Annotated in this window: 16 protein-coding genes; 8 read left to right on the top strand and 8 right to left on the bottom strand. The window is 44.6% G+C overall.

Features of this window, described 5'->3' with window-relative positions; translation table 11 throughout:
• The first annotated feature begins 534 nt into the window (after nucleotides 1-534).
• Complete coding sequence (locus tag D1814_RS09590) at nucleotides 535-1266, top strand: EAL domain-containing protein (protein WP_118491730.1); 732 nt, start codon at nucleotides 535-537, stop codon at nucleotides 1264-1266.
• 97 nt (nucleotides 1267-1363) lie between these two features.
• Here the strand turns inward: D1814_RS09590 and trmB are convergent, their stop codons facing one another.
• The 3 genes from trmB to D1814_RS09575 are packed head-to-tail and all read right to left on the bottom strand — an operon-like array spanning nucleotide 1364 to nucleotide 3815.
• Nucleotides 1364-2041 (bottom strand): tRNA (guanine(46)-N(7))-methyltransferase TrmB, encoded by a 678-nt coding sequence (gene trmB, locus D1814_RS09585; RefSeq protein ID WP_118491728.1) that lies wholly within the window; start codon nucleotides 2039-2041, stop codon nucleotides 1364-1366.
• Nucleotides 2041-2856 carry an ABC transporter permease gene (locus tag D1814_RS09580; protein ID WP_183037581.1) on the bottom strand — a complete coding sequence of 272 codons (816 nt, stop codon included), beginning with the start codon at nucleotides 2854-2856 and terminating at the stop codon, nucleotides 2041-2043. Before D1814_RS09580 ends, trmB begins: the two co-directional genes overlap by 1 nt.
• Nucleotides 2857-2882: 26 nt before the next feature.
• The gene (locus tag D1814_RS09575) at nucleotides 2883-3815 is read right to left on the bottom strand and encodes an ABC transporter ATP-binding protein (RefSeq protein ID WP_118491726.1); all 933 of its coding nucleotides are present in this window, start codon (nucleotides 3813-3815) and stop codon (nucleotides 2883-2885) included.
• 719 nt (nucleotides 3816-4534) lie between these two features.
• On the opposite strand from D1814_RS09575, the gene pdsR reads away from it, so the two are divergent.
• The 6 genes from pdsR to D1814_RS09540 all read left to right on the top strand — a co-directional run bounded on the left by pdsR (nucleotide 4535) and on the right by D1814_RS09540 (nucleotide 12825).
• On the top strand, nucleotides 4535-5224 hold the full coding sequence (pdsR, locus tag D1814_RS09565; protein ID WP_118491722.1) for a proteobacterial dedicated sortase system response regulator: 690 nt from the start codon (nucleotides 4535-4537) through the stop codon (nucleotides 5222-5224).
• Nucleotides 5225-5285: 61 nt separating this feature from the next.
• A complete protein-coding gene (pdsS, locus tag D1814_RS09560) occupies nucleotides 5286-7454 on the top strand; it encodes a proteobacterial dedicated sortase system histidine kinase (RefSeq protein WP_118491720.1) in 2169 nt (722 codons plus the stop codon).
• A 227-nt stretch (nucleotides 7455-7681) separates the two neighbouring features.
• A complete protein-coding gene (locus D1814_RS09555; protein ID WP_118491718.1) occupies nucleotides 7682-9976 on the top strand; it encodes a TonB-dependent receptor in 2295 nt (764 codons plus the stop codon).
• Between the two features lie 72 nt (nucleotides 9977-10048).
• Complete coding sequence (locus tag D1814_RS09550) at nucleotides 10049-10729, top strand: Fe2+-dependent dioxygenase (RefSeq protein ID WP_118491716.1); 681 nt, start codon at nucleotides 10049-10051, stop codon at nucleotides 10727-10729.
• A 213-nt stretch (nucleotides 10730-10942) separates the two neighbouring features.
• Nucleotides 10943-11599, top strand: a complete 657-nt coding sequence (locus D1814_RS09545; protein WP_118491714.1) for a methylamine utilization protein — start codon at nucleotides 10943-10945, stop codon at nucleotides 11597-11599.
• Complete coding sequence (locus D1814_RS09540) at nucleotides 11599-12825, top strand: outer membrane beta-barrel protein (protein ID WP_118491712.1); 1227 nt, start codon at nucleotides 11599-11601, stop codon at nucleotides 12823-12825. Before D1814_RS09545 ends, D1814_RS09540 begins: the two co-directional genes overlap by 1 nt.
• Nucleotides 12826-12843: 18 nt before the next feature.
• Here D1814_RS09540 and D1814_RS09535 read toward each other — a convergent pair whose 3' ends face one another.
• The 4 genes from D1814_RS09535 to D1814_RS09520 form a co-directional block, all read right to left on the bottom strand.
• Complete coding sequence (locus tag D1814_RS09535) at nucleotides 12844-14052, bottom strand: TonB family protein (protein ID WP_118491710.1); 1209 nt, start codon at nucleotides 14050-14052, stop codon at nucleotides 12844-12846.
• 45 nt (nucleotides 14053-14097) lie between these two features.
• Complete coding sequence (locus D1814_RS09530; RefSeq protein WP_118491708.1) at nucleotides 14098-15180, bottom strand: CNNM domain-containing protein; 1083 nt, start codon at nucleotides 15178-15180, stop codon at nucleotides 14098-14100.
• Nucleotides 15181-15328: 148 nt separating this feature from the next.
• A complete protein-coding gene (locus D1814_RS09525) occupies nucleotides 15329-16510 on the bottom strand; it encodes an SO_0444 family Cu/Zn efflux transporter (protein WP_118491705.1) in 1182 nt (393 codons plus the stop codon).
• A 269-nt stretch (nucleotides 16511-16779) separates the two neighbouring features.
• A complete protein-coding gene (locus tag D1814_RS09520) occupies nucleotides 16780-18465 on the bottom strand; it encodes a carbon starvation CstA family protein (RefSeq protein WP_118491703.1) in 1686 nt (561 codons plus the stop codon).
• 332 nt (nucleotides 18466-18797) lie between these two features.
• Between D1814_RS09520 and D1814_RS09515 the strand changes: the two genes are divergently transcribed.
• Complete coding sequence (locus D1814_RS09515; protein ID WP_118491701.1) at nucleotides 18798-19316, top strand: hypothetical protein; 519 nt, start codon at nucleotides 18798-18800, stop codon at nucleotides 19314-19316.
• Nucleotides 19317-19400: 84 nt separating this feature from the next.
• On the opposite strand, the gene D1814_RS09510 is transcribed toward D1814_RS09515, so the two are convergent.
• Nucleotides 19401-20441: an alpha/beta hydrolase gene (locus D1814_RS09510; RefSeq protein ID WP_118491699.1), complete on the bottom strand. Its 1041-nt coding sequence runs from the start codon at nucleotides 20439-20441 to the stop codon at nucleotides 19401-19403.
• Nucleotides 20442-20532 lie beyond the last annotated feature (91 nt).

Raw genomic sequence — 20532 nt, 5'->3', positions numbered from 1 at the left:
ATCACACATTTCGCTTACATTTATTGGGCGAAATAAACAGGCGGTTTTGTAGGATACCGGCCTGACACTTACTTTTCCTTTTAGCCATTTAGCATGCTTCTTAAACAGCAGCTATTTAACCCTATACCTTGTTGCTATATAAAAACTAGATATCGGCTAGGCCAATGCGCGTTGACGCGGTCCATTCGTTGCCAAACCTGAAACTTATCACAATACTTTCAGGGTGTGGCACTTTACATCAGATTGCAAGGCTCGCCAAGAGGCAGAAACCGCCAATTCACTGTCATATGTGAAACATTCAGACTAGTTAGTCAATTTTCATGGACATGGGCCACACACTATACCTTTAGCTGCCTACTGATGTGACCTGCAAGACAAACCATACTTCTTTCAAATTAGTACCGCAAAATTTTGCACTCTCAACTATATTTAATTTATGAATAGTGCGGATGCGTAACCTGCTATATCTGTTGAGTGCAGGTTCCAACAACGTATCGGCCGCTATTAGACACATCATTGCAAGGAGGTCGGTTTATGCCCATACGCGAAATATCCGAGGATTTCTCCATAGAAGATATCGTTCCCTACTTTCAACCCATCGTTGATTTAAATAGCCAAGGGGTATGGCGGTACGAATGCTTGGCGCGCCTAATTACGCGAGGGGATAAAACCTTTCTGCCCAGCGAATTTCTTTATCTTATTGAACGGGAGCAGCATGTAAATTCACTTGCAGCGAGTATGTTCGTGCAATGTGCGAGTTACTTTCACGATGTGAATATTCCTTGGAATATTAATATAAGTGCCAAAGATTTATATAATCAGGAGCTCACCAACACACTTATAACCCACTTAGCGAGTTACCCTGCTCCAGAGCGAGTGAGCATTGAAGTCAGTGCATCCACCGCATTGTCTAACCCCAAAAGCTTAACCGCGTTTATAGAAAAAAGTATGCACGCCGGGCTTGGCGTGTTCATTGACAATGTAGGCTCTTGCCCGGGAAATATAAGGGCGCTCATGAACCTGCCAGTTCGAGGTATAAAGTTAGCGGGGGGGCTAATCAAACATTATGACGAGCAAGAGGCGGTAAGAGAATATGTGGACTATTTATTATCGCTGTGTGAACGACATAGCGTAAGTACCATAGCCGAGCATGTTGAAGATGAGGCACACTTAGAACGCGTAAAGCGCCTGCCCATTCGCTATGCGCAAGGTTATGTATTCAGTCCGCCTTTGGCGAACGTGCGTTCAGCCGCTGCGCGACATTAGCAAGCTAACTGCACCAAACTAACAAGCAAAACAGGGCGAGTTTTTCATCTCGCCCCGCTTTAATCAGCTCACAGTAATTCTGGCTTAGATAGCAGACTTAGCTTTCTTCACTGCGACAATTTAGCTTCCAACAGGACTGCCCACTACCCCGGTACTTTCGTTCAAACGGCGTCATGTGGTTATCGCCTGTGACTTCAGACAAGTCTGACACCATACCGTAATGTTTAGCCGCTTGCGCAAACTCCATCAGATAGATGAGCCAGTTGCTTCGCACCTCTATGTTAGGGGTGATTGACATTAAATCCACCATGGCCGCACTGCCGTGCCAGCGTTTTTGAACCTGGGTCTTTTTGGGGTACGGGTTGGGATACAGTAAGAAATGCTGCGTAACGTTCCAGTTAGACTGTTTTACCAAGCGCCAAAAGTCATTCACATCAGCGCGGATCACCCGATAGTTATCCTGCTGTGTGCTGTAATGCTCATGCTTGTCCACCCGCATGGCTGATTTATCAATGCCGATAACGCGGGCATTAGGGTTCGCTCTTGCAATATTCGCCGTACTTTCGCCAACACCACAGCAAGAATCTAGAATAACCTCGCCATTAAAGCCGTTCCCGGCATCAAGCCAGGCACTTACTTCATCAAAGGCGGCTTGTGTATGTTCGCTAATCGGTCGCTTGTTTTCACTCGCTTGGTACTTTTTCACTAAGTCGTCTAACTTATCGTGAATACCCACCTGCGATGTGGTGATTTCTCTAGAATTACCGCTCGCCATTAGCTACGAATACCTTTACCGGTTTTAAGTAAGTAGTACGCCACGCTAAATAGCAACGCGTTGAAGCCCAATAACAAAGTAAGCGACAGTGTCACGTTCACATCAGATACACCTAAGAAGCCATAGCGAAACCCATTGACCATGTATACAACAGGGTTCGCTTTGCTCACCCATTGCCAGAATTCAGGTAATAGCGTAAGAGAATAGAATACACCGCCTAAATAAGTTAAAGGTGTTAAAACAAACGTTGGAACCACGCTGATATCATCGAAGGTTTTAGCAAACACTGCATTAATCAAGCCCGCGGTAGCAAACAAGGTAGAAGTAAGTAGTAACGTCAGCGCTATAATGCCTAAATTATGTATTTGCACATCAACAAAAAATAGCGACACCAAGGTAACGATTATGCCAATGAGAATAGCGCGAGCCACGCCCCCGCCCACATAGCCAAGAATAATAACTGAGGTAGGTACAGGTGACACCAATAGCTCTTCAATATTGCGCTGGAACTTTGCGCTAAAAAATGAAGACGACACATTGGCGTAGGAGTTTGTGATCACCGACATCATAATGAGGCCAGGTACAATAAACTCCATGTAGGTAAAGCCCCCCATTTCACCAATACGGTTACCGATAAGGCTGCCAAATATAACGAAATACAGGCTCATCGTAATAGCCGGAGGCACCAGGGTTTGTATCCATATGCGCAAAAAGCGCGTGCACTCTTTTATCCAAATCGTGGTTAACGCCACATAGTTTTGCTTAAACCAACCCACGTTTTCTTCTGTGTTCATTTGTGTACTTTCAGTTTTCATGTTCTTCACCTTTACCTGCAGTGGGTTTAGCTAGCTTGCTTCGCTGATTCAACTAAACGCACAAACAATTCCTCAAGGCGATTTGATTTATTGCGCATACTCATTACTTGAATGCCCTTTTCGCTTAGCTGGGAGAAAACGGGGTTTAACCCTTCCGTTTTCTCAACATCAACTTCAAGGGTGTGGTCGTCAAGCAAACGGTGTTCAAAACCATTCAATAAAGTGTCGGTAGACAATACATTTTCTGAAGCTTTAATATCTAATACAAAGGTTTCCACATTAAGTTTAGACAATAGTGCCTTCATGCTGGTGTTCTCCACAATGGTACCCTTATTAATAATGGCGATATTGCGGCACAGCATTTCTGCTTCTTCAAGGTAATGGGTGGTGAGGATAATGGTAATCCCCTGACGGTTTATTTCTTCTAAAAAGCCCCACATAGAGCGGCGAATTTCAATATCTACGCCAGCGGTTGGCTCATCTAAAATAAGTAGCTTTGGTTCATGCATTAACGCACGAGCAATCATTAAGCGGCGTTTCATCCCCCCCGACAACTCACGAGCGCGGGCATTGCGTTTTTCCCATAGATCTAGCTGAGCAAGGTATTTTTTAGCGCGCTCTTTCGCAACACTGCGAGGCACGCCATAGTAACCCGCTTGGTTAAGTACTATTTGCAGTACGGTCTCAAACTGGTTGAAGTTGAACTCTTGTGGTACCAGACCAATGCAAGCTTTGGCTTGTTCTTTTTGCGTAGTGAGATCATAACCAAACACCGAAACACTGCCGTTAGTTTGGTTAACAAGCGAACTGATAATACCAATAGTGGTAGATTTTCCCGCCCCATTAGGGCCGAGTAGTGCAAAGAAGTCTCCTTCTTGTACTGTAAGGTCTACGCCTTTAAGTGCCTGAACGCCACCTTTGTAGGTTTTGGTTAACCCTTTAATGTCCAACGCTTTCATGATTTGCCCGTAGTGAGAGTGTGACTACTGAGACATACTGACCTTTGATATAAGCCAAAGGTCAGTACGCCCTAACCAACTTTAGTGAGATGTAGTTATCTGTCGCTAACAATGTATAGCCAACGAAGTGTAACCTAGTTCATGCTATTAAATGAATACACTCGCGTTTAGTGGTTGCTTTAAACAGTTAGAAAATGAGAGCGAAAACCACTTTTTCAACCTTTTGAAAAAAGCGCCGCGTACCGTTGGGGTAGCACGCAGCGCAAAGGGTAGCTTTATACCAGTCTGCATAGAAGTTCAGCCTTACCGCTTCCACGGTACTGTTTCCCCCCTTAAGAATAAAAGCGGCGTCAACAGCACAGTCTGTTTTAACTACATAGCACCGGTTAAAGCAAACTACGTAAAGAAGCCTGTTGTGAAGCCATGCGCACTGTGTTCGGCAGACGATGTTTATTTAACACTCTATAAATGGCAGAAAAAGCGCCTAATCGTGGAAATATGATGATGGTTTGTTACCAGTCCGCACAGAAATACAATAAGACGCTAAGCCAGATAGAAGCTCGCGTTGTATAATGTCCCACTGATAAAAATTTCGCTCGACGCTTCTCAAATATGGCGCAAATGAGGCAAGTTTGAGGATTTTATGTCGAACTTAGGCAATAGCTTTTGTTCATAGGTATAGTGTGCGCTCTATTAGAATTATAATTGTGGGTTAATGTATGCCAAAGACAATTGCATTAGTGGAAGATGACGCGGCCATTCGCGAAAACTACATTATGGCGCTTAAGGCGCAGGGATATAGCGTAAATGCCTATGAAGACAGACCATCTGCGGCCGAAGCGTTCAACCACACCCTACCCGACTTAGCCATTATTGATATTGGTCTGAAAGATGAAATAGAAGGTGGCTTTATGCTGTGCCAGCAACTTCGAGGCCTATCGCAAACCCTGCCCATTATCTTTTTTACTGCACGAGATAACGATGTAGACACTATCAGCGGTCTTCGTATGGGCGCTGATGATTACCTAACTAAAGATATCAGCATGGCGCACCTGCTAGCCCGAATTGCCGCACTGTTTAGACGTACAGATTTGCTCGCTGCCCCCACAGAGCAAAAAGATGAGCTAAAAGTAGGTGACTTAAAAGTAGATGTATCGAGAATGACGGTAAGCTGGCAAAACCAACCTGTTTTATTGACGGTAACAGAGTTTTGGATGCTGCACGCACTCATCAAGCGACCAGGTCACGTGAAAAGCCGTCAACAGCTTATGGATGAGTCGAGAATGGTAGTGGACGACACCACCATTACCTCCCACATAAAACGTATGCGAAAGAAGTTTGTGCAAATTGACCCAAACTTTGACCATATCGATACAGTGTATGGCATGGGATACCGCTGGCAGCTGTAAAGCGCTTGCGTCTAAAGCTGTGTTTCACCCGTTACAAAAATAAGGGCAACCGACTACAAACATGGGTTTTCGTTTTTCTATTCGTCTTCAGCTTATGGTGCTGTCGCTGTTCTTATTCACCATTCCTTACTTGGGTTATAACTATGTGTGGGAACTTGAGCAGTACCTGCGAAACGGTCAAGAGCAAACCATGATAGGTACGGCGCGAGCCGTTGCCACAGCACTACACGAACGACCAGCTTTATTTGACAGTCAATCAGCTTACCTTCAAGACGTCCGACCCGGAACAGACCTTTACGCGCCACCTATCCCATCCCCCATTCAACTTGATGGAGAACTCAACGATTGGCAGCAAGTCAGTGAGCTAATGACTAAGTATGGTAGTGAGGAAGTTATTGAGTATTACAATGGCTATGCCGGCGAACCCACCAGCTTGTGGTTTAAGCATATGGTGGGGCGCTACGGTCAATTCTTATATGCCATGTTTGAAGTCAGCGATGACGTTTTGCTGTGGCGGCAACCCAATAGCTTAAGTGTCGAGACGGGCGACCATTTACTTATCGGTATGGAAACCCCACAAGGCGAATTGGCAAGATACGTTGTTGCGCCTTATGAAAGTGGCTGGGTAAATGCGTACAAATTAGCTAGCAACACGTCTACAACACGGGCAGTAGAGAATGCCCTTTCAATTCAAGGTCGCTGGCAGGAAACCGCCACTGGCTACAATGTTGAATTGCGCTTTCCACTGTCTATGACCACAGGTGGCTTAGCATTTTCACTTGTCGATGTAGATGATGAGAACAGCAGGTTGAAGCAATACGCGCTGGGCACGGCAAATACAAAAAAACTCGCTGAGCTGGGAACTGTCATAACACCTTCGCCTGAAATTGAGCGTATTTTGGCAGGCTTGAAATATGCCGATTCAAGGGTGTGGGTTGTGGACAAGCACAAACGTGTACTCGCTCGCGCTGGTGATATTCAATCGGCTACTGGCATTAAGGTCGATGAAAAAGCTCCCCCTTCTAACGCGGTTTGGCATTGGATAGAAAGTGAGTGGTTACTGCCGCTCTATTACCAAATTCTTACGCGTCCGCCCGCTGACTTTATCGATGAATTAGACGATGCCTATGCACTTGTGGGGCAGGATTTAGGCACGGCGTTAAATGGTCAACCAGACTCACTGTGGCGTTTGTCTCCCGATAACAAAGCTATTGTACTTTCTGCTGCCTACCCGATTTTTATTGAAGGCAATGTAATGGGTGCGGTTATCGTTGAACAAACCACTAATGGCATAAGAACATTGCGAAACCGGGCGCTAGAGCAACTTTTTCACGTAATTTTAGCAGTGATGACCATAGGTACACTGGGATTGCTTCTGTTCGCTACGCGAATTTCGAACCGTATTCGTTCCCTTCGCGATAACACCGAAGCTGTCATTGATGACAATGGTAAAATTATTGGCACTTTACCTGTATCCAATCAACGTGATGAAATCGGCGATTTATCCCGTTCATTTGCCGACGTTCTTTCACGCTTACAGCAATACAACTCTTATCTAGAGAACATGGCCTCTCGTTTGTCTCATGAGCTAAGAACACCTATTGCTGTGGTCAAATCATCCTTGGATATGCTTTCTCACGTTAATGATGCTAACCAACAAGCGGTGTTTGTAGAAAGGGCTCAGTCGGGCGTAAACCGGCTAAGCACAATATTAAACAGTATGAGCGAGGCTACGCGATTAGAGCAAGCGATTGAGCAGGAAGACTTAGAAATCTTTAATATTATCAAGGTGATTGACGGATGTGTTCAGGGCTATCAGCACGCTTATGCGCAAAGAAAATGGACCTTTATTTCCACTGACAATAGTTTGCTCGTTAAAGGATCTCCTGAACTTATTGCTCAGCTTTTCGATAAAATCGTGTCAAACGCTGTGGACTTCAGCAAAGACAATGATGAAATTATCGTCAAACTGGAAAAGAACGACAAATCTGTGCGGTTGTCGGTGAGTAACCCTGGGCCTTTACTTCCTAAGGGAATGAAGAGTCAGCTTACCCAATCTATGGTGTCGGTAAGAAAAGAAAATGACGTGCAAAACGCGACTAACTCACCCCACTTGGGACTTGGGCTTTATATCGCGAACATGATAGCGACTTTTCATAAAGGTCAGCTCATATTAAATGACAGAGAAGATGGCAGTGGCGTTATCGTTACCGTTAGTTTGCCTCTTTAGTTTTCATCTAAAGCAATAAGAAACACCTATTATCAGAAAATCTGCATGCATAATCGGTTGAAAGCAATCTATCAGATGTAACTGTCGGAAATATAATAAAAACTTAAATTAAGCATTACTTAAAACTCCCTTAAATATATTAAATGAGAATGTTTATCATTAATATTTACAATAATTTACTAATCTCATAAACTTCGTCATCCTTACACACACTCAAGGGAAACAGGATGAAAAACACTAAACTAACTATGGGCGCGCAAACTATTGCCGCCGCTTTGGCATTTGGTAGTGGTGCTGTAATGGCGCAGGAAGAAGTAGAAACATGCAGCGACGCCACGTCAGCTGAATGTAAAGCGGCATCTGACGAAGCCATAGAGTTGATTAAGATTCACGGCGTACAGCAATCTATCTACCGTTACAACAAATCTGGCGACCCTCGTCGCTTGGCTGACCTAGTTGATACACCACAAACCATTAGCGTTCTTACTCAAGACCAAATCCAGGAGAGCGGTAGAACAGACCTAAAGGATATACTGCAAGCACAGGCAGGCGTGACCTTAGGTACAGGTGAGAATGGTAATGCTTTTGGTGACCGCTATATTATTCGTGGTCATGAAGCGCGTAGCGACGTATTTGTTGATGGTCTACGCGATCCAGGTATGACAACCCGTGAAAGCTTCGCAACAGAACGTGTTGAAATTACTAAAGGCCCTAGCTCTACCTTTGCCGGGCGTGGTTCTTCAGGTGGTGCGGTAAACTCTATCACCAAAAAAGCGTCGACCGCTTATAACTTCGGTCGTGTTGATGCCGCGGTTGGTTCCGATGAGCACACGCGTTTAACCGTCGATTTAAACAAAACGCTTACTGAAACCAGCGCGGTACGTTTAAACGGACTTTACTCATCAGAAGATAAACCTGGACGTGAAGGTATCGAGCGCGACCGTGAAGGTGTGCAGCTTTCTTATGTCAACCAGCCTACCGACCGCTTGTCATTCACTGGCGACTTGTATTACCTCAATGCAGAAGACATTCCTGACTTAGGTAGCTATTACGATCGTGATGCAGGCTACCCGCTTGAAGATATTCCGGTTTATGCACAAGACGAAGACTTCCAAAACTCGGAAGTGACCACATTCACCTTGCGTACTGAGTATGACATTAGCGATAACGTGCGTTTTTATAACGCAACTCGTGTAGGTAAAACGGAAAACGAATACATTACAACGGGTATGAGTGGCACTAACCGTGACGCGACTGACCCTACCGCACCGGGTGCCTACACACTATCGTTAAGTAACCACCAAGGTTGGCAGGAAGTTGATTACGTAACTACACAGTTCAACCTTTTCTGGGATACGGCTTTCGCAGGCGTTGATCACCGCTTCGTATTCGGTTTTGAATATACAGATGAGTCGGTAGACAACGGCGTGTTCAATATGGATTACACCAATCCTTCAAACTGTTTAACCAGTGGCCGCCGCGGTGTATCTGAAAGCTATTGCTTGCTAGATGGTGAAGGTAACATGGTTGATAATATCAACTCGCTAATGGGTAAAGCTTATACCCGTGGTGATGCTGATGCCCTATTCGACATGGAAACCTACTCACTATACGTCATGGACACCTTTGAGCTTACCGATAACTTTAATGTTTTCGCGGGACTTCGCATAGATAGCTATGACTATAGTAACCAAACTTCTAGCGAGCTTTACGAGTTCTCGGATGAACTGTACAACGGGCATTTAGGGCTAGTTTACGATGTCACTGAAAACGGCAACATCTACGCTTCGTATAGCACAGCAACTAACATCAACGGTGGTGAATCAGATCTTGGTGCAAACTGTGGCTACGGTGGTTTGTGTGGTACACCAGAGCAAGCAGCACAAGCAGACCCTGAGCAAGTTGAAAATATTGAGCTAGGTACTAAGTGGTCACTATTTGACGAAAAACTTGTGGCAAATGCTGCGCTATTCCGCATCACTAAGAGCGACGTACACGAAAGCGTAGGTGACGCTTATTCAACGCTAGGTACATTGAACACCGGTGAAAACCGCGTAGAAGGTATTGAGTTTGGCTTAAGTGGTGATATCACAGATAAGCTTAGTATTCAGGCATCTGCTGCATTTATGGATTCTGAGATTCTTGAATCTTACAGCGAAGATAACATCGGCCTTGCGCTAAGTAACTTCGCAGACGAAAGCTTCTACATTCAGATGCGCTATCAGCCTAATGAGAAGTTTGCCTTTGGTGGAGACTACAGCTACCAGTCAGAAATGTATGGCGGCCAGCCAGATACTGCAGCGGGCTATAGCGCTGAAACCGGCGAGTACTCTATCGTAGTTCCTGATTATCAAGTGGTTAACTTATTCGCTAACTACTATCACTCAGAGTCACTGACTTTCCGTGTTAACATTGGAAACTTGTTTGACGAAGAATACTGGACGGCAGCCTACCGTTCAGGCGCCTTCATGTATATCGGTGATGGTCGCAACATTACAGGTACCGTTAGCTACGAATTTTAATGCTAGCATGACCTAGGCAGGCAACTGCCTAGGTCTTTTTATATCAAAAACATTCTAAAAAGCGTTGAAAACATGATTATTATTGATGACTTATTGACGAAAAGCGATGTTGCTCAGTTTCGTCAGCAGCTTACTGATGTTCCTTTTGTTGATGGCAAAAATACGGCAATGGGTATGGCTGCAGGCGTCAAAAATAACGGCCAGGCAGATGCACAAGACAAACGTGTTCAAGAGCTTGCCAACCAATTGCTGAGTAAATTAGGTAGCCATCCCAAAGTTATCTCCGCCGCCCTTCCTCAACGTATTTTCCCGCCGTGCTTTAACCGCTATAGCGAGTCACAAACCTATGGTTATCACGTAGACGCCGCCATTATGCGTATACCAAATACGCCCGATGTTTTACGCAGCGATATGTCGATGACTATCTTTCTTACCGATAAAGACGAGTACGAAGGCGGCGAACTTGTTATTCAAACAGGATTTGGCGAGCAGAAAGTTAAATGCGATGCGGGAAGCGCCATACTCTATCCATCTTCAAGCCTACACAAGGTAACGCCTGTTACTAAAGGCGAGCGTATTGCCGCTATCACCTGGTTGCAAAGTATGGTGAGCGACCAGCAAATGCGAGAAACGCTTTTTCAGCTTGACCAAAGTATTCAATCGCTACTTAACGCCGGTACTGCAGAGCGAGAGCAGCTTGATGGACTCCATCATGTGTATCATAACTTGGTAAGAAAGTTCTCTCAGCTTTAGCCACTGCCTTACAGAAACGCTTTCTCGTTTGTAAAAATACTACCTCGAAAAGTTCACCGTAGCTGAAATAAAGTCACAGTCGACAAGGTCTTATACTAAAGGTATAGCGCAGTTGTATATTACTGGGTTTATTCTATGGTTAAGTCAGCTGGCGCTTTCTTTTAATGCTTTCCGTCCCAGTACGTGGACAAGGTACGTGGATGAGGTACTTGGATGAAATACAAAACACTTTTCGTTGCCCTTCTTTTTATGGCTTGTTCAAGTACGGTCTTAGGACAAGATGATCAAACCGCAACGTTTTCTATAACGCTTAATGATAGCGATGGCGAGCCAGTCGACAACGGCGTGTTTCTATTTGAGCCTCAATTTGAGGTGGGTGAGCATCAGATGCCACACCAAGAAGCAGCCGTAATGAATCAAATAGATAAACAATTTGTACCTCACGTCCTTGTTGTTAAAGCTGGCACCGAAGTGACTTTCCCTAATGCGGACAATTTGTTTCACCACGTCTATTCATTTTCACCTACGAAACAATTCGAACTAAAGCTTTATAAAGAGTTTACGGCAGAGCCTTTACGCTTTGAAAATGCAGGTATTGTGGATATTGGCTGTAATATTCATGATTGGATGCTGGGATATATTGTTGTCGCCGACTCTCCTTATTTTGGAAAAACTGGTAATGAGGGGCAGTCTTCAATTTCGCTTCCTCATGGTGAATACACCGTCCGTTTTTGGCACCCCCAGGTGGAAGGTGAAAAAGCGTTACCAACACAATCCATCACTGTGAATGGCGATACTCAAGTAACATGGGCACTTAATACAAACATAATCAGGGATGACGGGTTCGATTCTGGTTTCGGCGACTATTGATGCGGTTTGTCACTCATCCATTGGCCCTATTTTCGTTAGTTTTTTCTATAGCAAGCTATGCAGAAACAGATTTTTTGTTGCGTGGAACATGGGCTCTGAAAGAAAACACGCAAAGCTTTCAGAACTTTGGTCAAAACCACCAGCGATTTGATGGTGATGGTTTACACCTCTCTCAAGCCATTATTTCAACGCAGCAGCGTTTGTCTGATGATTGGACATTATCTGGTGTTTTAAACACTTACAGCGACGGCGAAGAACGGCTTAACTTTTCTCAGCTATACCTAAAATATCGGCCCCTTAGCGCCTCATCTATAAAGCCAGAAGTAAAGATGGGTGCCTTTTACCCTGCTATTTCAGCCGAAAACACCGACTTTGGCTGGCTATCTCCTCACTTTCTGACTAACTCAGCCATAAACAGTTGGATTGGTGAAGAACTCAGAACCGGTGGCATTGAACTAAGCGTTAGACAAAATGGCCGACAAGTGCGAAGCAACTGGTCTTGGAAAGTATTAGCCAGCTTTTTTAAAGGAAACGATAGCACTGGAACGCTGCTCTCTTGGCGTGGCTTTGCACTTCACGACAGACAGTCGCTTTACAACGATAGAGTGAATTTTTTGCCTATACCAGGTGTTATCGATGAAGATAAACTAAATGCCCCTGCATGGACCGAACCTTTTAGAGAAATAGACAATCGCTTTGGCTATTATTTCGGAGCGCATGTGGCGTACAAACGGAGCGCTGAAATGCGCTATTATTATTACGACAACAATGCGGATGAAAATATTGTCGACCCAGACAGCATCTACGCATGGCATACACGCTTTCATTCGTTAACACTGCGCTATTTGCCCCGCCCCGAGTTAACACTGTTTTCTCAATTTCTGTATGGCGACACCCTTATGGGTGAAAGTATTGTCGATAATGACTTTGCGAGTGCTTATGTTGCCGCTTCCTTAGATTTGACTGCTCTGGGACTGGAGGGCTTAAACGCGGCAGCACGCATAGACTGGTATCGAGTGAGTGATAATGACAACACTATGTACGACCCAAATGGCAGTAGAGGGTACGCCTATACTTTTAGCGTAAAGTACGACGTGACCTCTCATTTTTCCGTAACAACAGAATGGCAGCTAAATTCAGGTCATCAAGAAAATTTGCGCTTCTTTCAGCCTAATAAAGAATATACTGAACACCTATTTCAAGTGGCGTTAACAGCAAAGCTCTAAGCTTAAGGCTTTCAAAGCTCAGCCTGCCGAAGCCAGACCTTTGGCAACTTCGACTAAATCAAATGTTGTCTCACTGTCCCCTTTCACCATCACCTGGCATTGCCCCCAGCTTTGTGGAATATGCCAAACATGAGCCTCGGCCACGGTGAACTTTTCTCTATGAGAATCGCAGCGTACTTCAACAGTATCAAGTTCACCCTGTATATTATTAAAAGCAAACTGGTTTCTCACCAGCGTGTGGAACCAACGTCCGTTGTCTCCCATGCTTACGGGTACCTGAAGGTTTTTCTCAGACGCAATAGATGTTTTAATCTGATTTACTATTGCGGCAACTTCCTCAATACGCGGTTGTTGCTCTTCCATTTCTTGAAGCCTGCTGTACGATTTTAGAGCTTCGGCGTAATATCCACGCTGCGCATCAAGAAGTATTTTCCTCTGAAGTACGTAAGCCACATAATCGTCATCAAAAACGGCATTGTTAAAACGCTTTTGTCCATTACTGGAAAGTAATCGCGTTAGGCTTTTCGCTTCTCTTTCAATGTCGCTTTGTTCTCTTGCAATCTGTGACTCCAAGTTGAGCAACCACGCATTCTCGTAGCGATTTAAAGTGTCCCAACTCAATAGCTCTTTAAGCGCTTCGTCTGCCGCTTCAATATTACCTGCTTTGAATATTTCATCTACGTTTTTATACGCTTTAATAAATTTGCGAGTGGCGCCAGTTTTTCCGTCAATAGCAAAATCCAATTGAACCGCTTGATGGCATTGTTGAGTAGGTTCGCCATCTTTTAATGCAGGGTTATACTGCCACTTTTTAACTGCTGATAGTGCGCTGCGCTTGAAAGACGGGCTTCCGAAGAAATCTTCGACGACAGGGTCTTTCACGCGACCTTCTTCATCGATAACGTAGCTTAATCTAACCCATCCTTCACGGCCTTTTCTCACGGCTGTAGTCGGGTATCTTGGATTCACTCGCTCAAGAGGAGTAGCAGGTGTGAATGCGGTTATTCGCTCAACTTCATTGGCTTTCGCCTCAGCTAGGGCTTTCTCTTCAGCTTCATCGCAGGGAATGCTTAATTCTTGCGCCGCTGCCTCAATAGTATAGCCAGAAGTAAGTAACACGGATAAAGCTAATGCCAGCGTCTTTTGCTTAGCTCTTTGACCGTGTAATTCTTGGTGTATTTTTCGAGCCTTATTCCATTTCTCTGTTTTCGATGTTGTATTAATCATCACGATCATCCTTAATAACGGTTCAGGCCTTCGTTGCAATATAGGCTATTTTTTCCTCGGGGAGTTTTCAAGTGAGGCATCAGGCACATTTTTGATCATCATCTGCTCTTTACGCTTGGTCATCATTTTAGCAAGCCTACGCATGCTTACCGTGGTGTCTTTTTCATCTACGATATCAACACCTAACAAGCGTTCTAGCAAGTCTTCTAGCGTAAGTACTCCTTCTAAACCACCGTACTCGTCGACTACCAACAGCATATGTACGTGCTTATTGATGAAGTGCTCGAAGGTGACTGACAGCGGCATAGTGTTTAACACGGTAACCATGTCTTTGGCATATTCTGAAAGTGGCTTGTCGGTGTTTCCTCTCGCCTGCGCGACCAACAAGTCAGAGCGCATGACGTAGCCAGTGATGTTCTCAGAGTCACTATCTTCGAACACGGGGATTCGTGAAAACTCAATATTGGCGTGCTTATGGAAAAACGCTTCCACCGTCATCGACTCTGATACTTTAAACAGCGCTGTTCGGTGGGTAATAGCATCTTTAACTCTAAGCTCGTGCAAGCTTAATAAGCTCTGCAAAAACGCCGCTTCATGATTGGCTAACTGCCCTTCCTGTCCTGACAATTCAGCCATAGCGTGCAGTTCACTGCGGCTTAACCCGCGAAGCGGGCTGTCTTCTTTAAAGCCCTTAGTCATGAGTTCAGACATTTTAACGAAAGGCAAAAGCACGATTGAAAGGTATTTGAGAAAGTATGCCGTTACTGGCGCAAGCGTTCGCCAATAGGTAGCGCCAAGTGTCTTTGGAATAATTTCTGAAAAGATAAGAATAAGCAGAGTAAGGACTGCTGAGATAACACCTAAATAGGCGTCCCCGAATACGGCCGCTGCTTGTGCACCAGCGCCGGCAGCACCCATAGTATGTGCAATAGTGTTAAGCGTTAAAATAGCAGATAGCGGAGTATTAATATTATCGGTTTGTTTACGAAGCAATGCACCGCTGGCTTTGCCGTCTTTCTCCAATACCGAGATATACGCTGACGAAACACTCAGAATTACAGCCTCTGCGATTGAGCACAAAAAAGAAAAGCCCAGTGCAATGAAGACGTACACAATAAGTAAAAGCATGTAATAATTCCAAGCGTCCCTGTAGGTTTAAACGCGTTTTAATTTAAAGAAGTTGAGCGACTATTATGGATAATAGAGCGGGATATACAAGCGCTCTGTAAATATCATTTGAGCGCTTGAATGAGGAAAGGCAGCTGCAGCGTTACTGTTAACCGCAGCATGCCGAGTGCTGCTCTTGATTATGACGATATTGCCGAAGCTTTTTCACCCCCAGCCTCAACATTAATCCTGCCAGCAAAATTGCACATAAGCCATAGATTATCTGAACACCTGCGCCGTGCCCATGTACGTGGCTTGTTGTTTTTATCATTGAAGATAGAGATAGCGAGGACACTAAGTAGTTTAGTGCGTAACCAAAACCGATACTTGCAGAGATAACGCTGAACAAATATAGCGCAAGAGTTCGAGCCCCCATTTCTTGTTTTATCATGCCCATGGTTGATACGTTAGTGGCAGGCCCTGCCATTAAAAATACTAGCACGGCACCAGGTGATAGCCCTGCAGCCAAAAAGCCAACCGCAAGCGGTGTAGACGCGGTAGCACATATGTACATAGGAATGCCTATCAGTGCCATAACAAGCATGGCGACTACACCATCTCCCCATTGGGTAAGAAAGTCGGTAGGCACCCAGGTTTTAATGGCGGCGGCGAGCGCTAATCCAATCAGTAGCCACACCACAATATCTTCGAGCAGCTTCCCGCTTGCATAAGACAATACCTTAGCTGCCTGAGATGGCTCGCGCGATACATTGTGATCATACTGTTGCGTAGAGTGAGCATGCTGATGCGAAGACTCGCTGTCGCAGCATTGGGCATCGGCTGCGGGTTTCTTTACAACCTCTGGCTCTGTCTTGCTGCTGCAACACGATGAGGTGGCTGAAGCAGGTACAGGTTCACTCTGCTCAGTTAGTTCGTTGCGCTCTGCAAAAAAACGTACCATTAAACCTGCGTAAATTGCACTTACCACCGCCGCAACAGGCCTTACAATAGCGTACAACGGACCCAACAATGCGTAGGAAACTGACACACTATCTACACCTGTTTCCGGTGTAGAAACTAAAAAGGAAATTGTTGATGACTTAGAAGCACCGCTTCGACGTAAACCAAGCGCGGCAGGAATAACACCGCATGAACAAAGTGGCAAAGGCGCACCGATAATAGCGGCTTTGCTAATAGAGCCAAATGATGCGCTGCCCATATGCTTTTCAAGAAAAGAAACAGGCACTAGCTCATGCATCACTCCTGCAACTAGTAATCCCAATAGCAGCCATGGCGCTGATTCCATGAATAGCGCTAGAAAATTTTGCCCTAGTAAAATGATATCTGACACATAGCCTCTCTTGTAACCTTGCCTTAAGCTTCGATGCTCGTTGACATGCTCTGCTTGCAGACAAAGTCACGTTGTCTTAAACACTATAGATAGTAACAGATATAAGGTGTGACAGAAAATCAACAAAACTGATTGGGTCGATTGTGGAAGCATAAAAATGGCCAGTACAAATGTACTGGCCGAATGTTGACTATCTCGTGAGTGTGCTTTTTAAACTCAGAGGTCAACCATGAAAAACCGTATCGGTGCTCAATTAGCTATTCAGCTGCTTATCCTTGTGGGGCCTTGTGTTTCGACTCCTTTTTAAGCTTAGACACTACAGAGAAGGCTTCGAGCATTACGAGCACTGAAACCACCAGCACTACTGCGTCTAAGAACACTAACAAATAGTTTCCTTCTACGTAGTACTCTTTGAGCTTTATCAGACCAGCGAAGAAAGCCATGATCAATACAAATACCATGGGTATTAACGTATACCTTGCAGGACGGCCCAGCTTGATCAACATAACTGATATAACTAACAGAGTAAGGCTAGCAAGGATTTGGTTAGTCGAACCAAATAGCGGCCAAATAATCATACCGCCACTACCTGATGCACCGCCTGCACCGAATGCAAGTAACAAACAGCAGCCGACCGCCACAAGTGTCGCTATTACGCCGTTTTTCAATGCACCAATAGAATAAATGTCGCCCCATTCTTGTATGATGTAGCGCTGTAGACGTACACCTGAATCCATAGTGGTGCCCGCAAACAGGACAACCATAACGGCTAGAATAGTTGAAGAGAAATCTACTGGTAGCCCCCAGCCCTGCTGAATAAGATTCGCACCACCTGTGATAAATGCGCCAACGCTGCCAGCGCCTAGGTGGCTGTATACTTCGTGCCATTCTTCAGGAGAAGCAGCAAACGCAACGCCACTTACCGCGACAATGGTAATAAGCGCAAGTGAACCTTCACCAATTGCACCTAAATAACCAACAAAGCGCGCGTCAGTTTCTTTATCAAGCTGCTTAGAACTGGTCCCTGATGACACTATGCCGTGGAAGCCAGAAACCGCACCACACGCAATGGTGACGAACAGCAACGGGATGAGGCTTGGTGAATCTACCGCGGTTTGCGTGTTAAATGCCGGGGCAGTGATATCCGGCATAGCAAAAAATACGGCGCCGTAAAGTAAGAATAAGCCAACAAGCAACTGCATGCCGTTAATGAAGTCACGAGGCTGTAACAACATCCAAACCGGTAGTAGTGATGCAATAGCTGCATAAACAAAAAGAATGATTATCCAGTTCGCTTTATCGGCTAGGCCAAACATGGTTTCTGGCAAGCTCAGTGGAATATAGCTACCCGCATATACCGATGCATAGAGAACAATAATACCAACAATACACAAAGGAATAAGGCTGAAGTTACGCTTCAACAGTTGACCAATAATAAGTGCAACGGCAATTGCCATCCATGCGGGAAAAACTGCATTAGGTTGGGAAACAAAGGAATTAGCGATAACTACGCCGAAAACGGCATTAACCATTAAGAGAACGAGGAAGATCACTATCATGAAGAGGGAGCGTGATCGTTTACCAATAACGCTCTCGGATAGCGCCCCCATGGATTTTCCTTTATGTCGTGCGCTGGCCCACAAAGCTCCCATGTCGTGTACTCCGGCAAACAAAATCGTGCCAAATACCACCCAAAGTACAGCGGGAACCCAGCCCCAGTAAACGGCAATTGCTGGCCCTACTATCGGCGCAGCACCTGCCACTGAGGTAAAATGGTGACCCCATAACACTACTTTATTGGTAGGAACAAAGTCGACACCATCTTGCATGGTATGCGCTGGGGTTACAAAACTATCATCCAACTTGAATATGCGGTTCGCAATAAACTTCGAATATACGAACCAACCGAGCAACATTCCAATGATGCCCAGTATTACTATGGCAATAGACTGCATTTTATTATCCTAATATTGTTTTTATATGCTCTTGTAAGCCTTGGTGAGTAACAAAGCTTAAAAAACCGAGCCTGTCTCTTAACATTAAACCATTTGTCACCATGGTTTAGCGCCATTGTAAGACTAAAGTCTAATTTAGACGTAGTTTTTTCCGACTCTTCATACCACTTAGCGTGTATTGATTATTAGCGTGTAATGATTATAGGAGGCTCTATGGAAAAGAAATAAATAATGTCGTTAACCTTAAATTTTCTATCAAACAAGAAAACAGCACTTCAAATAAGATGCATTCTCGTTTATAAATATGCCTCTTTTTTTTAGTAGGCAAAACAATGGCATCACCTAAATTCCACATGGCTTTTCGCAAATATCACCGCTGGCTTGGTTTTTTTCTCGCGGGCATTATGGGCGTATATGCTTTAAGCGGCATCCTTCTTATATTTCGCCCTACCGATATATTAAAGTATGAACAAACCCATACTAAGCAGCTTGAAGCTAATTTAACAAAAGAAGAGCTGCTGCCTTTACTCAAAATGAGAGGGAGTAAAGTGACAAGCGAAAACGCAGATGCGATTGTGCTTAATGTAGGAAACTACGATAAAGCTACCGGTGAAGCGACTATCACAAAAAAAGACTACCCAATCGTTTTGTCTAAAATGGTTAAGCTTCACAAAGCGACGAATAACAGTCCTCTATTTTGGCTCAATATAAGCTTTGGCGTAGGCTTGCTATTTTTTGTTATTTCCGCGTTTTTGATGTTTATTCCTAAACTGCCTATGTACAAGAACGGGCTAAAAATAGCCGGTATCGGAGCTATCGTTACCGTGTTAACCGTAATGTTTGGTTCGTAGTTATAGCTTGGCAATATACGTTTACTCAAGCCTATGTTTTGGTGATGTTAGTACGCATACTGAACGGTATGCGTGCTGGTCTAATTAAATGATTGAGAGAAAAAAGGATTTCATCGACCTATAGGTCGTCTCCGATTCTGGCGTTTTATAGAAAATCAAATATTCGGCGTGAGATAGCCCTTCAAAAATTTCTATCTGCGCAACGCCTCCGCTGTCGCGTATTGCACGACTCACTCTTACCGTATCGCTTAAAAACATATCCCGTGTTCCTGTCACCAGTAAAGTTGGTGGGAATGCGCCAAATGCACCGTATAGAGGCGATACAGCAGGGTCTGTTAGTGCTCTTTTGCCGGCATATAATTTAGCGGCAGCTTCTAACTGTCCATCATAGGTAACCAACACACTGTCTATACTTTCGTTCGTATAAAGGCTGTCGCTGGTTTTGGTAAGGTCGGCCCAAGGCGTGCCTGCATACACCGCTTTTGGAAGGGGACTTTTACTGCTGATAAGAGACTGGACTAGTGAAAGCACCAAACCACCTCCTGCCGATGTCCCACCCACAAATACATTTCCTTCCCCAGCTTGGTCGAGTAAAGCATTGTAAACTGCAATTACGTCGTTCAGTGCAGCTGGAAATGGAAACGTTGGTGGCATCCTATAGTCAACGCTATATACCACAATGCCTAGCCTTTCAGCGACAAGCAGCCCTTCTTCGATACTAGGCAGCCCCCCAAAAAGGACAAACGCCCCGCCATGAATATCTAGATAAACCTTACCTTTAAATTCCGATGTAATCGCCTTAGGTGTCAACTTGCGCACTACTACACCATTTAAATTTATAAGCTCAACCTCTACATTAAGCTCTTTCTTCATCTTCTTGATTTTTTTCTTTTGCTCGCCATTTCTAGCGTGAACATAGTTTCTCCACGCGTCATTAGTAAGAGGCGTATTCGCTATTACTTCTTCTTTGGTGAAGTGAGGGAACGCTGAGATGTTTTTTATCAGTGCCTCACTGGCTGCTTGCGGTAATGGGGGCTTTGTATCATGCATAGGGCTTGTAGTAGCTAATGTAGTAGGAGTAAACAAGAATGTAAGTACGGACATCAGTAGGTATATAAACTTCATAATGAATAAACGCCTAACGTCGATGAGTAGTTTTCTTTAAGAGTTAATGTACATCAATAGCGACTTCAATTGTTAGCATTCGCCTGCATTT

This window comes from Alteromonas sp. BL110, assembly GCF_003443615.1.
Lineage (GTDB): Bacteria > Pseudomonadota > Gammaproteobacteria > Enterobacterales > Alteromonadaceae > Alteromonas.
This window is presented reverse-complemented; position numbering and strand designations above follow the sequence as displayed.